The sequence below is a fragment of the Micromonospora sp. A200 genome (assembly GCF_029893845.1).
Taxonomy (GTDB): Bacteria; Actinomycetota; Actinomycetes; order Mycobacteriales; family Micromonosporaceae; genus Micromonospora; species Micromonospora purpureochromogenes.
This window is the reverse complement of record NZ_JARXXY010000040.1, coordinates 1-15,595: the sequence shown is the minus strand read 5'-3', so window position 1 is coordinate 15,595 and position 15,595 is coordinate 1. Positions and strand designations below refer to the sequence as shown.

The following is a 15,595-nucleotide window of genomic DNA, read 5'->3' as shown; positions in this document are numbered from 1 at the left end:
GGCATGTCACGGATCAAGGAGTTCAACCTCCCCGACCTGGGCGAGGGCCTGACCGAGGGCGAGATCCTCGCCTGGCTGGTCAAGGTGGGCGACGTCATCGAGCTGAACCAGCCGATCGTCGAGGTGGAGACGGCCAAGGCGGCTGTCGAGATCCCGGCGAAGTGGGCCGGCCAGGTGCAGGCGATCTTCCACCCGGAGGGCACCACGGTCGAGGTCGGCACGCCGATCATCGCGATCGACACCGACCCGGGCGCCGGGCCGATCGAGGAGTCGACGACCGGTGCGCCGGCCGCCGCGCTGCCCACCCCGTCGGCGGCCTCGCTGGCCGCCGTCGAGGTGGCCCCGACCGAGGGCGCGGTCGAGCCGGGCCTGATCGGCGGTCCCGCCCCGGGTGGGCGTACCGCCGTGCTGGTCGGCTACGGCCCGCGCACCACGGCGGCCAAGCGCCGCCCGCGCAAGGGCGGGGTGCCGGCCCAGGCGTCGGCCGCGCCGGTCCAGGCCGCGCCGGCTCCGGTGGCGCCCGCTCCGGTGGCGCCCGCTCCGGTCACGCCGGCCGCTCCGGTGTCGCCGGCGCCGGGCGCGAACGGCAACGGGCGGGCCGGCGGGTTGGTGCTGGCCAAGCCGCCGGTGCGCAAGCTCGCCAAGGACCTCGGCGTCGATCTCGCCACGCTGACCGGCTCGGGCCCGCTGGGCTCGATCACCCGGGAGGACGTACAGCGGGCGGCGAGCGGGACCCCGGCGGCGACCGAGCCGCTGACGGTGACGGCCCCGGCCACGGCGGCCGCGAGCTTCGGCGCGGACCGCGAGCAGCGCATCCCGGTCAAGGGGGTACGCAAGCTCACCGCCGAGAACATGTCCCGCTCGGCGTTCACCGCCCCGCACGTGACGGAGTTCCTCACCGTCGACGTGACCCGGGCGATGAAGGCGCTGGACCGGCTGCGCGAGCGGCGGGAGTGGCGCGACGTGCGGGTCTCGCCGCTGCTGCTGGTCGCCAAGGCGGTGCTGCTGGCCGTCAAGCGTCACCCGATGGTCAACTCGACCTGGGCCGGCGACGAGATCGTGGTCAAGGACTACGTCAACCTGGGCATCGCGGCGGCCACCGAGCGCGGCCTGATCGTGCCGAACATCAAGGACGCCGGCCGGCTGTCGCTGCGCGAGCTGGCGGACGCGATGACCGACCTGGTGCAGACGGCCAAGGCGGGGAAGACCTCGCCTGCCGACATGTCGGGCGGCACGCTGACGATCACCAACGTGGGGGTCTTCGGCGTGGACACCGGTACGCCGATCCTGCCCCCGGGCGAGTCGGCGATCCTGGCCTTCGGCGCGGTCCGCGAGATGCCGTGGGTGCACAAGGGCAAGGTGAAGCCGCGCCAGGTCACCACGCTGGGCCTGTCGTTCGACCACCGGATCATCGACGGTGAGCTGGGCTCGAAGTTCCTCCGCGACATCGGGGACTTCCTGGCCGACCCCGAGGCGGCGCTGCTCGCCTGGACCTGACCGTCCACGACACCAGCCACGGCCGGTGTGCCCAGGGTGAACGCCCGGCACACCGGCCGTTGCCATTGCACGAAGGAAAGTTCGGCGGTAGCCCCGCGTGGCCTTCGAATCGTAGGCAGGTGTCTCAGCTCACCTAACAATCGATGGAAGTTGGCGGCGTCTTGCGCTTCAATAGAGACATCAGGGGCTGACAACCGAATAGTCGGAGGAGAGAGACACCATGAGCATGATCGAGCGCATCCGCACCCACCGCGACGCCACCCGCCGCGCCCGCGCGATCGAGCACGCGCTTCGTTCCGCCAACTCGCCCGCGGTGCGTGAGGAGATCCTCGCGATCGCCCAGCGCCACATGAGCTGACGCGGCACCGACTTTCCTCACCTCCTCCAGATCGATGACCCGCCCGGGGCACCCGGGCGGGTCATCGGCGTTTCCGGGGTCATCGGCGTTTCCGGGCCGCTGAGACCGGGATTCCACCTCGACCGGACGCCCGGTACGGTGGGGCACGGTCGCCACCCGCCGACCCGGGACGCCGATCGAGCCGGATGAGAGCCGATCGCCACCGCCCGGCGACGCGGAGTGACGGCCCGGTGCTCCCCGGACGCCCCGCGCGGTCACCGGATACGGTGCGGGGAGCCCGCACGGCCGATCCGCCGGCGACACCGGCGGCCCGCCGCCCGGTCCCGGACGGCATCGGCGGCCGACATGTGATGGAGGAGGCGCACCCATGACGTCCGAGGGCCAGCACCGCCCCGGCCAGGAGCCGGACCAGGTGCCGCCGGGCGCCGGTGGACCGGCGCCGTACGGCGACCGGCAGACGCAGCAGGACACCGGGTACGGCAACCCCGCCGCCCCGGACCTGGGCTGGGCGCCGCCACCACCGGCCGGCCGACCGGATCAGGCCGCCCCGGCCTGGGCCGCCGCGCAGGACCAGCCCCCGGCGTGGGGCGCCGCGCAGGTGCCGCAGCAGGGCGAGCCGGCGCAGCCCGGCCAGTGGGCCGCGCCGCAGCCCGCCTGGGCCGCCCAGTCCGACCAGCCCGCCGCCGCCTGGGCCGCGGCCTCCGTACCCGGCCAGCCCGCCGGGCCGGGCGAGCCGGCACAGCCCGCCTGGGCGCAGCCCGAGCAGGCCGCCCCGGCGTGGGCGCAGCCCGACTCCGGCGCCCGTGGCGCCGCCCGGGTGCCCCAGCCGAACGACGCCTGGCCCGCCTCCGCCGACCCGGCCGCCTCCGGCGGCTGGAACGCCGGGCAGCAGGACCAGGCCGCCAACGGCTGGGCCGCCGCGCCGCAGCACGACGAGCCGGCCCACTCCGGCGGCTGGAACACCCCGGCCCAGGACGACCCGGCCCGCTCCGGCGGCTGGAACGCCGGCACGCCCGGCCAGGACCAGGACGCCGCGGGCAACGGCGGCTGGAACGCCGGCGGGGCCGCGTCCCACGAGGCGTCCACTTCGGGCGGTCGACACGTCGGCGCCGAGCAGCACGAGCAGTCCACCGGCTGGAACGGCGCAGCCGCGCCCCAGGAGCAGGCCGACGGCTGGGGTGGCGAGACCCAGCCGCCACAGGACGACGCCGTCCGCTCCGGCGGGTGGAACGCAGCGTCCACCCAGGACGAGGCACCCCGATCCGCCGGCCGCGCCTCCGTGCCCGTGCCGCCGCAGCAGCAGCCGGAACAGGCCGTGCCCGGGTGGGCGCAGCCCGACACCGGCGCGCGCGGCGCCGCGCAGGTGCCGCAGCACGACACCCCGGCGGCCGACGCATGGTCCACCGAGGACGACCCGGCGCGCTCCGGCGGCTGGAACGCCGCCCGCACGCCGCAGGACGACCCGGCCCACTCGGGCGGGTGGAACACCGGCGGCCAGGACGACGCCGCCCGCTCCGGTGGCTGGAACACCGCCACCCCGGACAACGCCGCCGGCTCCGGCGGGTGGAACAACGCCCCGCAGGCGGACGAGCGGTCGCCGCAGTCGTGGGACGCCGCCGGCGCACCGGCACCAGCCCACTGGGAGGCCCGCGCGGAGCAGCAGGCCGCCGACGGTTGGGGCGGTGCCGCACCGGCCCGCGAGGAGCAGCGGCCGGGCGCCGACTGGCCCGCCGCGGAGGAGTCGACCCATAATGCCGGTTCCTGGGGCGCGGCGGCCGTGCCCGGACAGGACGACCGACCCGAGTCGGGCGGCTGGACGCCCCCGGAGCAGCCGGCCCGGGCGACCGCGTCCGTCACGGTCCCGGGCAGCCCGCCGGCCTGGGGGGCGGACGCCGACAATCCGCCGCAGCGGGCCGGTGCCGACCGTCCGGCGGTGCCGGACGCCGAGCCGTGGGCGGCCGAGGAGGCCTGGGGCCGCGCCGAGGCCCCGCCCGCGCAGCGACCGGCCGAGGACGCCTGGGAGCCCCAGCGCGCCGACGAGGCCCCGATCTACCAGCCGGCGCCGGCACCCGGCATCTCGCCGGCCAACGCGGTGCCCCTGCCGCCGCAGGAGCAGCGGGTGCCGGGCGCCAGCCTGGCCGCCGTGCCGCCGACCGACTACGCCCCGCCGGCCCAGTTCGGTGGAGCCGCCGACCAGTCCTCCTTCGAACCGGCCGGGCGCGCGGACGCGCCATCGGCGTACGAGCCGGAACGGTCGGGCTGGGGTCCCGGCGAGGAGCCGCAGTCGCCGGCCGGGCCGGTGGTGCCCGGGCCGCGTACCTCGCCGGAGGCCGACGGGGCTGGGCGCGCCGCCGTGCCGGTTGCCGACGAGTCCGCCGCCGGGCGGGCGTCGGCCAGCGCGTCGGTACCGCTGGCCAGCCGAGTGATGCCCCCGACCGACCAGGCCCTGCGGCCGGGTGCCACGGGTGCCCCGCAGCCCCGGGTGTACGGCCGGCCCGCCCGCCCGGAGCCGGTGGACGAGCCGGTCGGGGAGTACGACGGCCAGCAGGCCGAGCACGACTCCCCGCCCCGCTTCGCCGACCAGCAGTCCTTCGCCGACCAGCAGTCCTTCGCCGACCAGCAGTCCTTCGACGGCCAGCGGTACGACGGCCAGCAGCGGTACGAGGACCAGGACCGGCGGCGCTTCGACGAGCCGGAGCGGCCGTCCGGCCAGCCCGGCTTCGGCCCCGAGGCTCCCTCGTCCGCGCCGCCCACCTCGCCCGCCGCGCCGCCGGCGTTCCCGGGCGCCATCCCGGCCTTCGCGGACCCGGCCAGCAACAACCGGCCGATGAACGGGACGCGCCCGCACGGTCCCGGCGACCACCCGGCCGAGCCGTTCGGCGCCGGCCCGGCCGGCGGTCCGGCCGCCGGTGCGGTCCCCGGTTACGGCCACCCGGCCCACGACCCGGCCCACGGCGGCGGCACGGCGCCGTTCCCGCAGGCGGGGCCGCAGTTCCCGCCGGCCGGGCCGCAGTTCCCGCCCGCGGGTCAGCAGTTCCCGCCCGCCGGCCAGCCCTTCCCGCCGGCCAACCAGCCCGGTCCGGGCGCCTGGCACCAGGACCCGGAGCCCGAGCAGGGACGCTTCGACTCGTTCAAGCCGGACGCGGCGCCGAAAGTCGAGCAGCCAGCGCCGAAGGTCCGCAATGGCCGGGTGCTGGCCATGGTGCTGATCACGGCGGTGCTGATCCTGGCCGTCCCGCTCGGCCTGCTCAGCCTGCTGGGCAAGATCGGCGGCGAGGAGGAGCCCGCCCCGTTCAATCCGGCCGTCGGCTCCTGCGTCAAGCAGTCCGGCAACGGCGCGTCCCCGGCGGAATGCGGGGAGCCGAACGCGTTCACCGTGGTCTCCAAGGTCGACGCGAAGGAGAAGTGCGCCGACCCGGCGCAGCCGCACGTGGTGCTGCCGGGCACCGGCGCCGACCGGGTGCTCTGCCTCAAGCCGGCCACCAAGTAGCACGTTTCGACGGCGGGGCCACGGTGATCCGTGGCCCCGCCGTCGTATCCGCTGTGGCGAGATCGACACGTCCTGCTGGACTTCGGAACGTTCCACACGGTCTAACGACCTCGGGGTACGCTCCCCCGAATGACCCACCCCCACGAACCGCTAGACCCCTCGCGCTGCTGCGCCCTCTACCTGCGCCGGTCGCACAAGAACGCCGACGGCGACGCCCGCAACGGCCGCTCGCTCGCCGAGCAGGAGGCCGAAGTGCGCCACCTCGCGGCCCGCCTCGGTCTGCACGTCGTCGAGGTCTACGTGGAGCGTGAAGGCACGGGCGCGTCCCGCTACTCGACGAAGGCCCGCCCGGAATGGATGCGGGGCCTCACCGACCTGCGCGCGGGCGACCGCTTCCGTACCCTGCTCGTCTGGGCGCTCGACCGCGCCGACCGTCGCGGGGCCGTCGAGATCGGCCGCATTCTCGACGAGCACGCCGACGGATCTCGCCGTGTGGTCGGCTGCGACGGCACCGACACTGGCGACTCTCGCCGCCGCCTCGAGCACATCATCAGAGCCGAACTCGCCCGCGAAGAGGTCGAGAACCTCTCTCGCCGCGTAAGTCGCGCGAAGCGCTTTCGCCGGGCCGAGGGCCGATGGCTGGGCGGGCCGCCGCCGTTCGGGCTGCGCGTCGTCGACGGGCACCTCGCGCACGATCCCGAGACCATCGCGACCGCCCGACGCATCGCCGATGAGTTGCTCGCGGGCGAGACGATCTGGGCCGTTACGAAGCGCCTCAACGACGACGGCGTGCCGTCGCCCCGCGGCAAATCATGGGGCGTTGGCACCATCTCCACCCTCGTGCGGTCGCCCGGCTGGTCGGGCCTGCAGTCGACGCGCGAGCGCACCCCGGAGGGCCGATGGCAACACATCGCCGTGCCTTACCGCGACGAGCACGGGCAGACCGTCAGCGTCGGCGAGGGCGTCATCACGCCGGGCGAGCGTGCCCGCATTCTGCGCGCCCTCGACGACCGCTCGGCGACCATCACCGAGAGCGGGCGATTCCTCCGACGCGGCGACCGCCGCTCGGGCGCGCTGCTCGCCGACCTGCTGCGCTGCGCCGAGTGCGACGGCCGGACCGCGCAGAGCGGGGCCGCCGGCAAGAAGGTCTACCGCTGCGGTCGGTACGGCAACGGCCGCGACTGCGCCGGATTCACCGCACCGACCGTCGAGACCGACGACGCCATATCGGTCGCGTTCCTCTCGCGCGTCGCGACCCTCGAGCCCGGTGACCCGCTGCTTGAGGCCGTCGCCGATGCCTGGGTCGCCCGCGTCGCCCCCGACGACATCGCCGCCCGCGACGCCGCGCAGGATGCCCTCGACCTCGCCCGCGCCGAACTCGCCCGCGTGCGCCGCCTCGCTATCGCGGGCACGATCACCGAGCAGGAGGCCGCCGAGGAATTGCCACGCCTGCGCGAGCAGGTCGCCGCCACCGAGCAGGCCCTCGCCCGTGTCCCTATGCCCGACGCCGATATCTCGCCGCTGCTCGACCTCGCGCAGAGCGTGCCCGCGTTCTTCGGGCTGCCCGAGCGCGAGCGGCGCGGCCTGCTCGGCCTCGCCGTCGCTCAGGTCACCGCGTCCCGAGCCGCCACACGGGGCGTGCGATTCAAGCCTGCCGAGCGGCTGCTCATCACCTGGGCCGACGGCACGACCTCGCGCCCCGCCGCCGTACTCGACAAGACGACCGAGAAGGTCTTCGCCCTACTCGCCGCGAACCCCTCGGCCACCCTCGACGAGGTCGCCGCCGAAATCGGCCGCTCGCCTCGCACCGCACGCAGGTATCTCGACGCCGCCCGCGCGATCGTCGCGCACTGAGCCTCACGCCTCACGCCCAACGGAATAAGGCGGCTCCCGGCCACTCACGTCGAGTGACTGCCGCGGCCGATACCCCCGGCGGATCACTCCCTACCGCCTCAGGTCAGGGACCGCTGGGAAGGCGTCGGAGGTCTGTCAGGTTCAGAGACTCTCGGCGAAGTTCAACAGTAACGGCCTGTAACCAAGCGGGCCGCGCGCGGGACGTTGCAGGTGGCCTCGGCGCGTCGCTTACGCTTCATCCCCTGCTGCTGATGAAAGCGTGAAGGAGCGTTTAAACAAATTGCCCGCCCCTCGCTTGCTCCCTGATAACGACGTGCTCGTGCAACTGCGCCGCCAAGGTGCCACCTACGCCGAAATCGCCAAAACCTACGGCGTTTCCGAGCAGGCCGTTTATAACCGTTTGAGGCAGGCCCGCGCGACTAAGCCTCAGCCGAGGCATCGCGATCTTCTGCCCTGGACGGTGAAGCGCGAGCACACCTTCGCCCTTGACGCCCAGGTACTTAGGCTGCTCTCCCGCGAGGCCGCCGACGGCCCCGACGCCGCCGAACCGCGCAAACGCGGGATGGTCAACAACTGGCTGCGCCGCTTGCGCGAAGAGGACTCCGTGGTCTGCTACGACCGCGAGCGAGGTTTCTTCCACGCGCCCCGCACAGCCGCCGATGGCGACTCCTTGATCCGCGTCGAGGAAGCGGAGATGACCGCGCCCATTGATGATCGGCTCAGGGCGAAGATTCGCGAGGTGGTCGCCATCCACGACAGTGAGATCGCCGCCGAGCGGGCCGGTGCCGTGTCCCCGCCGCCTCGCAATTGGCTCGAGGTGCAGACGCAGGATGGGGGCACGGTTCACCTCACCGCCTCGCCGGACGATGGGGGTCAATTCCTGCTCAGCGTCGAGGGCCGCGAAGCGACCGAGGTGACGCTCGGCCGGGCCGACCTGCTGCGCCTGATCGAGCACGCCGCGCGCCTGCTCGCACTCGACGAGGGCCCCGAGCCCTGCGCCATCTTTCGACCGGCCGACTAGCCACTGCGCGACGCGAGGCCCGTTCCCTACGTGGGGCGGGCCTCTGGCGTACGCTGACGACCTCTCTGTCCCCACAGTGGAGCACGCCATGCGCACGCCGCCCCGCATTCCGTCCGACCTCGTGAACGCCCTCGCCGCCTGGGTCGCCGAGCAGTTCGGCGAGGCCCCGCCCGCGACGCGCCCGGCCTGCCGGCCCGCGCCGACCAGCCGCCGCCGTCGGCGCACCTGACTCGTCGACCAGCGAGGCCCCGCCGCGGGCCTACGTTGCGTCGACACGCGTCGTTCTACCCCTCACCAGAGCACCTTTCGCGCCCGTTCGCCCCACGCCCGGGTATCGCCCAGGTTGCAGGTCCTCGACCGTTTCTAGGCCCTTTGCCCCGCTCATCGGGGGCCGCGGGTGTCCCACCTCCTTGACTACGGTGCGGTTTATGTCCCTTGCCGTCACCGGCGCCCCCGTCGGCCGCCGTTTCACCGCTCCGGGCCCCGCGCCGCTCGCCGCCCCGCCGATCGTCGGCACGCCCGCGACGATCATCGTCGGCGACGACGCCTATCCGGCCGTCGTTGTCCGGGCCTCGGCCCTCGCCGTGACCGTGCGGCGCGTCGAGGCTGTCGGCGAGCGCCGCAACCGAGAGCACTCGGCCCTCGTCGGCGTCGGCGACCTCTCGTCCCCGGTCGGACCGCCGGAGGTCTACCGCCGCGAGGGAGGGCGGTATCGCACTGCGTCGGCCGTGCTCGCCCTCGGCGAGGCCGTGTCGCGTACGCCTCTCGCGCCGCCCCGTCGTGCAGGATGGCGGCCCTTCGTAAGGCACGATGACGTCATGAGTGCACGCGTACGCGCCCCTGAGCTGCGAGGCCGAGCATGGCTTAACACGGGCGGCAAGGTCCTCCGTTTGGCCGACCTTCGAGGTCGTATTACCGTCCTGGACTTTTGGACCTTCTGCTGCATCAACTGCCTGCACGTGCTCGACGAGCTGCGCCCGCTGGAGGAGAAGTACGCCGACGTGCTCGTCGTGATCGGCGTGCACTCGCCGAAGTTCGAGCACGAGAAGGACCCGGACGCGCTGGCCGCCGCCGTCGAGCGGTACGGGGTGCACCACCCGGTGCTGGACGACCCCGAGCTGGACATGTGGGACCAGTACGCGGCGAAGGCCTGGCCGACCCTGGCCGTCGTCGACCCTGAGGGGTACGTGGTGGCCACCATGGCCGGCGAGGGCCACGCCGAGGGGCTGACCCGCCTGGTCGACGACCTGGTCGCCACCCACACGGCGAAGGGCACCCTGCACCGGGGCGACGGCCCGTACGTCCCGCCGGCGGAGCCGGAGACCACCCTGCGCTTCCCCGGCAAGGCCGTGGTGCTCGACGGTGGCAACCTGCTGGTCTCGGACTCGGCCCGGCACTCCCTGGCCGAGCTGGCCCCCGACGGTGAGAGCCTGGTCCGGCGGATCGGTTCCGGCGAGCGGGGCCGGGCCGACGGGCCGGTCGGCGCGGCCAGCTTCGCCGAGCCGCAGGGGCTCTGCCTGCTCCCCGCGCACGTCGCCGAGGTGGCCGGTTACGACCTGGTGGTCGCGGACACCGTCAACCACCTGCTGCGCGGTGTACGGCTGGCGACCGGCGAGGTGGTGACGGTCGCCGGCACCGGCCGGCAGTGGCGTTCCTCGGTCGACGACCACGCGCACGACGCGCTCTCGGTCGACCTCTCCTCCCCCTGGGACCTGGCCTGGTACGACGACAAGGTCGTCATCGCGATGGCCGGCATCCACCAGCTCTGGTGGTTCGACCCGATCCGCCGCACCGCCGGCATGTACGCCGGCACCACCGTGGAGGCACTGCGGGACGGTCCGTTGCCGGACGTGTGGATGGCGCAGCCCTCCGGGCTCTCCGTCTCGGCCGACGGCACCCGGCTCTGGGTGGCCGACAGCGAGACCAGCGCGCTCCGCTACGTCGAGAACGGCGTGCTGGCCACCGCCGTGGGGCAGGGACTCTTCGACTTCGGCCACGTGGACGGCCCGGCCGACCGGGCGCTGCTCCAGCACCCGCTCGGGGTGTGCGCGCTGCCGGACGGCTCGGTGCTGATCGCCGACACCTACAACGGCGCGGTGCGCCGCTTCGACCCGGCGACCGACCAGGTCGCCACGGTGGCCGACGGCCTGGCCGAGCCGAGCGACGTGGTGCTCACCGCCGACGGTGACGTGCTGGTGGTCGAGTCGTCCGCGCACCGGCTGACCCGACTGGCGCCGGGCACGCTCACGGCGGCCGGGGCGAGCACGGTGGACGGCCCCCGGCACCAGGTGGAGCGCAAGCCGACGGACGTGGCGGCCGGCGAGCTGACCCTCGACGTGATCTTCTCGCCCGCGCCGGGGCAGAAGCTGGACGAGACGTACGGCCCGTCGACCCGGCTGGTGGTCTCCGCCTCCCCGCCGGAGCTGCTGGTCGAGGGGGCCGGCACCACCACCGACCTGTCCCGTCGGCTGGTGATCGACGCAGCGGTGGCCGGCGGGGTGCTGCAGGTGACCGCCCAGGCGGCGACCTGCGACAAGGACGTCGAGCACGCCGCCTGCCACCTGACCCGGCAGGACTGGGGCGTACCGGTGCGGGTGGTCGACGGCGGCGCGACCCGGCTGCCGCTGGTGCTGCGCGGCCTGGACGCCTGAGCGTCGGCGTTCTCAGCTCGCCCGCCCCGGGCCGTGGCCTCGGCGGCGGGATCCGGTCACCACGGGGCCGGGACGTCAGACGAACGGCTTCGGGGTGACGCCCGCGTCGAGCAGCGCGGCCCGCACCAGGGCCGCCGAGGCGACCGCGCCCGGGGTGTCACCGTGCAGGCAGATCGAGCCGACCGCGCACGGGATGACGGTGCCGTCGACGGCGACGACGGTGCGCTCGGTGGCCATCCGGACGGCCCGGGCGGCCACCTCCTCCGGGTCGGTGACCAGCGCACCGAGCGCGGTGCGGGGCACCAGCGAGCCGTTGGGCAGGTAGCCCCGGTCGGCGAAGCCCTCGGCGACCACCCGCAGGCCCGCCCCGACGGCGAGCTGGGCGAGCTTCGAGCCGGGCGCGCAGAGGATCGGCAGCTGGTCGTCGTACCCGCTGACGGCGGCGACCAGGGCGGCGGCCTGCGACTCGTCGACGGCCGCCGCGTGGTAGAGCGCGCCGTGCGGCTTGAGGTAGCGGACCCGGGTGCGGAACAGCCGGCAGAACGCCTCCAGGGCGCCGAGCTGGTAGGTGGCCTCGTCGCGGAGCTCGGTGAAGGCGTACTCGATGCGCCGGCGACCGAAGCCGGCGAGGTCGCGGTAGCCGACCTGGGCGCCGATGGCCACTCCGCGATCGGCCGCCGCAGCGCAGACCCGCCGCATGGTCGACGGGTCACCGCCGTGGAAGCCGCAGGCGACGTTGGCGGAGGTGACCAGGTCCAGCAGCGCGTCGTCGTCGCCGAGCCGCCAGATGCCGAATCCCTCGCCGAGGTCAGCGTTGAGGTCCATGGAACCTCACCGTAGTCCCTGGCCGGGCCTGCGCGAGCGCGGTCACGTCGTCCACCACCCCGATGACGGGGTACCCGCCGGTGGTGGGGTGGTCGGCCAGGAAGACCAGCGGCTGGCCGTCGGCCGGCACCTGCACCGCGCCGAGCACGATCCCCTCGCTGGGCAGTTCACCGGCGACCGCGCGGGGCAGCGGCGCGCCGGTCAGTCGCGCGCCGACCCGGTCGCCCACCGGACTGACCGTGTACGGCGTGCAGAGGAGCCGGTCGAGCGCTTCCGGGGTGAACCAGTCGGCCCGTGGCCCGGGGCGCAGCGTCAGCCGCAGCTCGCCGGTCGGGGGCCGGCCGACGGTCACGTCCACCGGTGGCGGCGGCCCGGGCCACGGGCCGAGCGGGAGGCGGTCGCCGTCGCGTACCGGGGGTGGGCCGAGGCCGGAGAGGGTGTCGGTGGCGCGGCTGCCGAGCACCGGTTCGACCGCGATCCCGCCGCTGACCGCCAGCCAGTTGCGCAGCCCGTCGCGGGCCGGCCCGATCCGCAGCACCGCGCCGGCCGGCACCGCGAGCGGCCGGCCCACGTCACCCGGTCGCCGGCCCACCCGGACGTCGGCGTCTGCCCCGGTCACCGCGACCGTGACGGCGCGGGTCGGCCGCAGCTCACAGCCGGTCAGGGTGATCTCCAGGCCGGCGGCGGAGACCGGGTTCCCGACCAGGCGGTTGGCCAGCGCCAGCGCCGCCGGGTCCAGCGCCCCCGACCGGGGTACGCCGAGATGCGCGTACCCAAGCCGGCCGAGGTCCTGGACGGTGGTGAGCGGTCCGGCGCGGCGTACCTCGATCACGCGGCCACCAGTCGGACCCGGGTGCCCGGGGTGAGCCGGGCCGGCGGGTCGGCGTGCACGTCGAACAGGGTCAGCTCGGTGCGCCCGACCAGCAGCCACCCGCCCGGCGAGGCGGTCGGGTAGATCCCCGCGTACGGCCCGGCGAGTGCCACCGACCCGGCCGGCACCCGGGTACGCGGGCTGGGCAGCCGGGGCACCGCCCACTCCGGCGGTAGCCCGGTCAGGTACGCGAACCCGGGCGCGAAGCCGCAGAACGCCACCCGGAACGGGGTCTCCCGCAGTCGTCGCACCACCTCGGGCACGGTCACGCCCCAGTGCCCGGCGACGACGGGCAGGTCCTCCCCGTCGTACCCGGTGGGGACCTCGACCTGCTCGACGGCGGCCGGGGCGGCGACCGGCCGGGGGGCCCACCCGGCGATCCGCGCGGCGACCGCCGCCGGGTCCGGTACGCCGTCGAGCAGGACGGTCGCGGCGGCCGGGACGATCTCGACGGCGGTCAGTTCACCGCCGTCGCGGCGACGCCACAGCTCGGCGCGCCACGCCTCCACCTGGCCGGGGTCGTCGCAGTCGAGCAGGAGGGCGTGTCGGCCGACGGGTCGGATCCGCATCCCGCCATCCTCCCCGATCGATCCGACGACCACGGGCCCGCGCCCGCGCGACGCGGCGGTGACCAGACGCACTACCCGCAGGTAACCTACGGTGCCGTAACCTGTATCCGTGACCACCTCCGCACCGCTCCGGCTCAAGCCGGTCGACATCGGGAAGCCCCGGATGCGCGGCTGGCTGCACACCTACGCCTTCTTCGTCGCGCTCGCCTGCGGCATCGTCCTGTGCGCGATCGCGGCCACCCGCCCGGGCTGGGCACCCCTGGTGAGCTGCCTGATCTACAGCCTGACCGTCTGCGGGCTCTTCGGCACCAGCGCCCTCTACCACCGGCGGGTGTGGTCGGAGCGGGGCTACCAGATCATGCGCCGGCTGGACCATTCGATGATCTTCGTGTTCATCGCCGGCACCTACACGCCGTTCTGCGCGCTGCTGCTCGACCGCCGGATGGCCACCATCATGCTCAGCGTGGTCTGGGGCGGGGCGCTGGCCGGCGTGACGCTGAAGCTGGTCTGGCCGCACGCGCCCCGGTGGGTGTCGGCGCCGCTCTACCTGGCGCTCGGCTGGGTCTCGGTGGCGATGCTGCCGCAGATCCTGCACGAGGGCGGGGTGACCGCGCTGGTCCTGCTGGCCATCGGCGGTGCGATCTACAGCGTCGGCGCGGTCTGCTACGCCCTGCGCCGGCCCAACCCGTGGCCCACCGTCTTCGGCCACCACGAGTTCTTCCACGCCTGCACCCTGCTCGCCGCGCTCTGCCACCACATCGCCATCTACTTCGCGCTCTTCGCCTGAGCCCAGAGCCCGCCCGCCGGCGGGCGGACATGGTGCGGGGCCCCACAGCATTGCGGGGCCCCGACGTCTGCGCGCGGGGATCAGGTCGGGTAACCGGGGCGGCGCACCTCGCGGTACTCCTCCCGCACCACCCGGTCGTCCTGCACCGGCACGACCCGGTCGGCCACCACCCGGTCCTCGCGCACCGGGGTGGCCACCACGGTGCGGCGGCGGGAGTTCCAGAAGTAGAGGGTGGTGATGAGCCCGACGACGCCGGCGAGCATCAGCACCCAGCCGACGACGTTCAGGTTGAGCCATCCCAGGTTCGCGTCGATGGCGAACGCGAAGATCGCGCCCAGCGCGATGAGGAAAATGCTGGCACCGATGCCCATGATGTCGCCTCCTTGGCATGTTCACTGGCGTATCCGACCGCCGCGGCCATCGGTGAGCGTGCGGCACACATCGACTTACCCAGGCGCTCCGATCGCCAATCAGGCAAGCTGGGCGCATGACGGACGCCCACGCCGAGGAACGGACCCTGGTGCTGCTCCGGCACGCCAAGGCCGAACTACCCGCCGGGGGCGCCCCGGACGCCGAACGCCGCCTGACCGCGCGCGGGCACGCCGACTCGGCCGCCGCCGGAGCCTGGCTGGCCCGGCACGGCCTGCTGCCCGAGGTGGTGCTCTGTTCGTCGTCCCGGCGTACCCGACAGACCTGGCACGACGTGGCGATGGGCATGACGGGGTCCCCGCCGGAAGGGGGACCGGCGGGGTCGTCACCCGTGGTGCGTTACGAGCCGACCGCGTACGAGGCGCAGCCGCAGGATCTGCTCGCCCTGGTCCGGGCGGCCGAGCCGACGGCCCGGACGGTCCTGCTCATCGCCCACAATCCCGGCATCTCGCTGCTCTCGGCGCTGCTCGACCCGGAACGAGCGGATCCCGAGGGGCTGCGGACCACCGACTTGGTGGTGCACCGGGCCGCGACGCCCTGGGCGGACCTGGCACCGGGCGGCGCGGCGATCGTGAACCGCCACACCGCCCGCGGCTGAGCCGGTACGTCTTCCCCGGACCGCACCTCCGGGGCAGGCAGCGCGTGGACGGCAGCGCGGGCGGCGGGTCAGGACGGTGGCGCGGTGGGCGGCGGCGGGTCGGGCGGCGGCGGCATCATCGCGGTCGGATGGGACAGGCGGTTCTCCTCCACGATCAGTGTGCGTGCCCGCTTGCGCCGGTCCTGCCAGAACCAGAGCGTGGTGAGCAGTACGGCCAGCCCGGCCAGGATGAACACCCAGCCGACCGCGCGCAGGTCGATCCACCAGACGTTGGCCCGGATGGCGAAGGTCATGATCGCGCCCAGCGCGATGAGAAAGATTCCGCTACCAATGCCCATGTGCGCTGCACTCCCCCGTGCGGTGGCCTCTGGGCGTGCCCCTGACGTGGTCCGCGACGGTTACCCGTCAACCGGCCCGCCTACCAACCCCACCCCCGCCAATCCCACCCTCCGCCACCCCCTGGGCGCACTTTCGGAGAAGGCGTGGCTGTCCGAGGCGGAACAGCCACTCTTTCCAGGTGAGTGCGCGGACATCCGGGGTGATGCGGGGCGGGGGGGTGTCCCTATGGGTTTCGTCAAGCGGCGATCGGTGCTGTGGGGCGGGGTTGGTAGGGGTTCTTGTCGCGGAGCATGGCGAACAGGACGT

General features: G+C 74.4%; 14 protein-coding genes. 9 read left to right on the top strand and 5 right to left on the bottom strand.

Features of this window, described 5'->3' with window-relative positions:
* The first annotated feature begins 3 nt into the window (after positions 1-3).
* The 7 genes from M2302_RS28005 (at position 4) to M2302_RS27975 (ending at position 10,871) form a co-directional block, all read left to right on the top strand.
* On the top strand, positions 4-1,497 hold the full coding sequence (locus tag M2302_RS28005; RefSeq protein WP_280840844.1) for a dihydrolipoamide acetyltransferase family protein: 1,494 nt from the start codon (positions 4-6) through the stop codon (positions 1,495-1,497).
* Positions 1,498-1,717: 220 nt separating this feature from the next.
* Positions 1,718-1,855 (top strand): hypothetical protein, encoded by a 138-nt coding sequence (locus tag M2302_RS28000; RefSeq protein WP_170285382.1) that lies wholly within the window; start codon positions 1,718-1,720, stop codon positions 1,853-1,855.
* 367 nt (positions 1,856-2,222) lie between these two features.
* A complete protein-coding gene (locus tag M2302_RS27995) occupies positions 2,223-5,345 on the top strand; it encodes a hypothetical protein (protein ID WP_280840817.1) in 3,123 nt (1,040 codons plus the stop codon).
* A gap of 129 nt (positions 5,346-5,474) precedes the next feature.
* The gene (locus M2302_RS27990; RefSeq protein ID WP_280840816.1) at positions 5,475-7,199 is read left to right on the top strand and encodes a recombinase family protein; all 1,725 of its coding nucleotides are present in this window, start codon (positions 5,475-5,477) and stop codon (positions 7,197-7,199) included.
* A 313-nt stretch (positions 7,200-7,512) separates the two neighbouring features.
* Positions 7,513-8,220 (top strand): helix-turn-helix domain-containing protein, encoded by a 708-nt coding sequence (locus M2302_RS27985; protein ID WP_280840815.1) that lies wholly within the window; start codon positions 7,513-7,515, stop codon positions 8,218-8,220.
* An 88-nt stretch (positions 8,221-8,308) separates the two neighbouring features.
* On the top strand, positions 8,309-8,449 hold the full coding sequence (locus M2302_RS27980; RefSeq protein ID WP_280840814.1) for a hypothetical protein: 141 nt from the start codon (positions 8,309-8,311) through the stop codon (positions 8,447-8,449).
* 589 nt (positions 8,450-9,038) lie between these two features.
* Entirely contained in the window at positions 9,039-10,871 is a 1,833-nt protein-coding gene (locus M2302_RS27975) for an NHL domain-containing thioredoxin family protein (protein WP_280840813.1), read from the top strand.
* A 75-nt stretch (positions 10,872-10,946) separates the two neighbouring features.
* Here the strand turns inward: M2302_RS27975 and M2302_RS27970 are convergent, their stop codons facing one another.
* Genes M2302_RS27970 through M2302_RS27960 form a run of 3 tightly spaced genes read right to left on the bottom strand, consistent with a single transcriptional unit; the run spans position 10,947 to position 13,136 of the window.
* Complete coding sequence (locus M2302_RS27970; protein WP_280840812.1) at positions 10,947-11,696, bottom strand: 5-oxoprolinase subunit PxpA; 750 nt, start codon at positions 11,694-11,696, stop codon at positions 10,947-10,949.
* Positions 11,680-12,528, bottom strand: coding sequence for a biotin-dependent carboxyltransferase family protein (locus tag M2302_RS27965; RefSeq protein ID WP_280840811.1), 849 nt, complete (start codon positions 12,526-12,528; stop codon positions 11,680-11,682). The genes M2302_RS27970 and M2302_RS27965 overlap by 17 nt, the downstream gene beginning before the upstream one ends.
* Positions 12,525-13,136, bottom strand: coding sequence for an allophanate hydrolase subunit 1 (locus M2302_RS27960; RefSeq protein ID WP_280840810.1), 612 nt, complete (start codon positions 13,134-13,136; stop codon positions 12,525-12,527). The genes M2302_RS27965 and M2302_RS27960 overlap by 4 nt, the downstream gene beginning before the upstream one ends.
* 109 nt (positions 13,137-13,245) lie before the next feature.
* On the opposite strand from M2302_RS27960, the gene M2302_RS27955 reads away from it, so the two are divergent.
* Positions 13,246-13,923 carry a hemolysin III family protein gene (locus tag M2302_RS27955; RefSeq protein WP_280840809.1) on the top strand — a complete coding sequence of 226 codons (678 nt, stop codon included), beginning with the start codon at positions 13,246-13,248 and terminating at the stop codon, positions 13,921-13,923.
* Positions 13,924-14,003: 80 nt separating this feature from the next.
* Here M2302_RS27955 and M2302_RS27950 read toward each other — a convergent pair whose 3' ends face one another.
* Entirely contained in the window at positions 14,004-14,294 is a 291-nt protein-coding gene (locus M2302_RS27950; protein ID WP_280840808.1) for a DUF6458 family protein, read from the bottom strand.
* 116 nt (positions 14,295-14,410) lie between these two features.
* Here M2302_RS27950 and M2302_RS27945 point away from each other — a divergent pair, with 116 nt between their 5' ends.
* The gene (locus tag M2302_RS27945; protein WP_280840807.1) at positions 14,411-14,950 is read left to right on the top strand and encodes a histidine phosphatase family protein; all 540 of its coding nucleotides are present in this window, start codon (positions 14,411-14,413) and stop codon (positions 14,948-14,950) included.
* 68 nt (positions 14,951-15,018) lie between these two features.
* Here M2302_RS27945 and M2302_RS27940 read toward each other — a convergent pair whose 3' ends face one another.
* Complete coding sequence (locus M2302_RS27940; protein ID WP_067300694.1) at positions 15,019-15,288, bottom strand: DUF6458 family protein; 270 nt, start codon at positions 15,286-15,288, stop codon at positions 15,019-15,021.
* Between the last annotated feature and the right edge of the window lie 307 nt (positions 15,289-15,595).

What these genes read in the sequence shown, in the direction of transcription:
- M2302_RS27950 (WP_280840808.1), bottom strand. Translation starts at nt 14,294, where the DNA reads ATGGGCATCGGTGCCAGCATTTTCCTCATCGCGCTGGGCGCGATCTTC.
- M2302_RS28005 (WP_280840844.1), top strand. Translation starts at nt 4, where the DNA reads ATGTCACGGATCAAGGAGTTCAACCTCCCCGACCTGGGCGAGGGCCTG.
- M2302_RS27990 (WP_280840816.1), top strand. Translation starts at nt 5,475, where the DNA reads ATGACCCACCCCCACGAACCGCTAGACCCCTCGCGCTGCTGCGCCCTC.
- M2302_RS27970 (WP_280840812.1), bottom strand. Translation starts at nt 11,696, where the DNA reads ATGGACCTCAACGCTGACCTCGGCGAGGGATTCGGCATCTGGCGGCTC.
- M2302_RS27975 (WP_280840813.1), top strand. Translation starts at nt 9,039, where the DNA reads ATGAGTGCACGCGTACGCGCCCCTGAGCTGCGAGGCCGAGCATGGCTT.
- M2302_RS27945 (WP_280840807.1), top strand. Translation starts at nt 14,411, where the DNA reads ATGACGGACGCCCACGCCGAGGAACGGACCCTGGTGCTGCTCCGGCAC.
- M2302_RS27960 (WP_280840810.1), bottom strand. Translation starts at nt 13,136, where the DNA reads ATGCGGATCCGACCCGTCGGCCGACACGCCCTCCTGCTCGACTGCGAC.
- M2302_RS27940 (WP_067300694.1), bottom strand. Translation starts at nt 15,288, where the DNA reads ATGGGCATTGGTAGCGGAATCTTTCTCATCGCGCTGGGCGCGATCATG.
- M2302_RS27995 (WP_280840817.1), top strand. Translation starts at nt 2,223, where the DNA reads ATGACGTCCGAGGGCCAGCACCGCCCCGGCCAGGAGCCGGACCAGGTG.
- M2302_RS27980 (WP_280840814.1), top strand. Translation starts at nt 8,309, where the DNA reads ATGCGCACGCCGCCCCGCATTCCGTCCGACCTCGTGAACGCCCTCGCC.
- M2302_RS28000 (WP_170285382.1), top strand. Translation starts at nt 1,718, where the DNA reads ATGAGCATGATCGAGCGCATCCGCACCCACCGCGACGCCACCCGCCGC.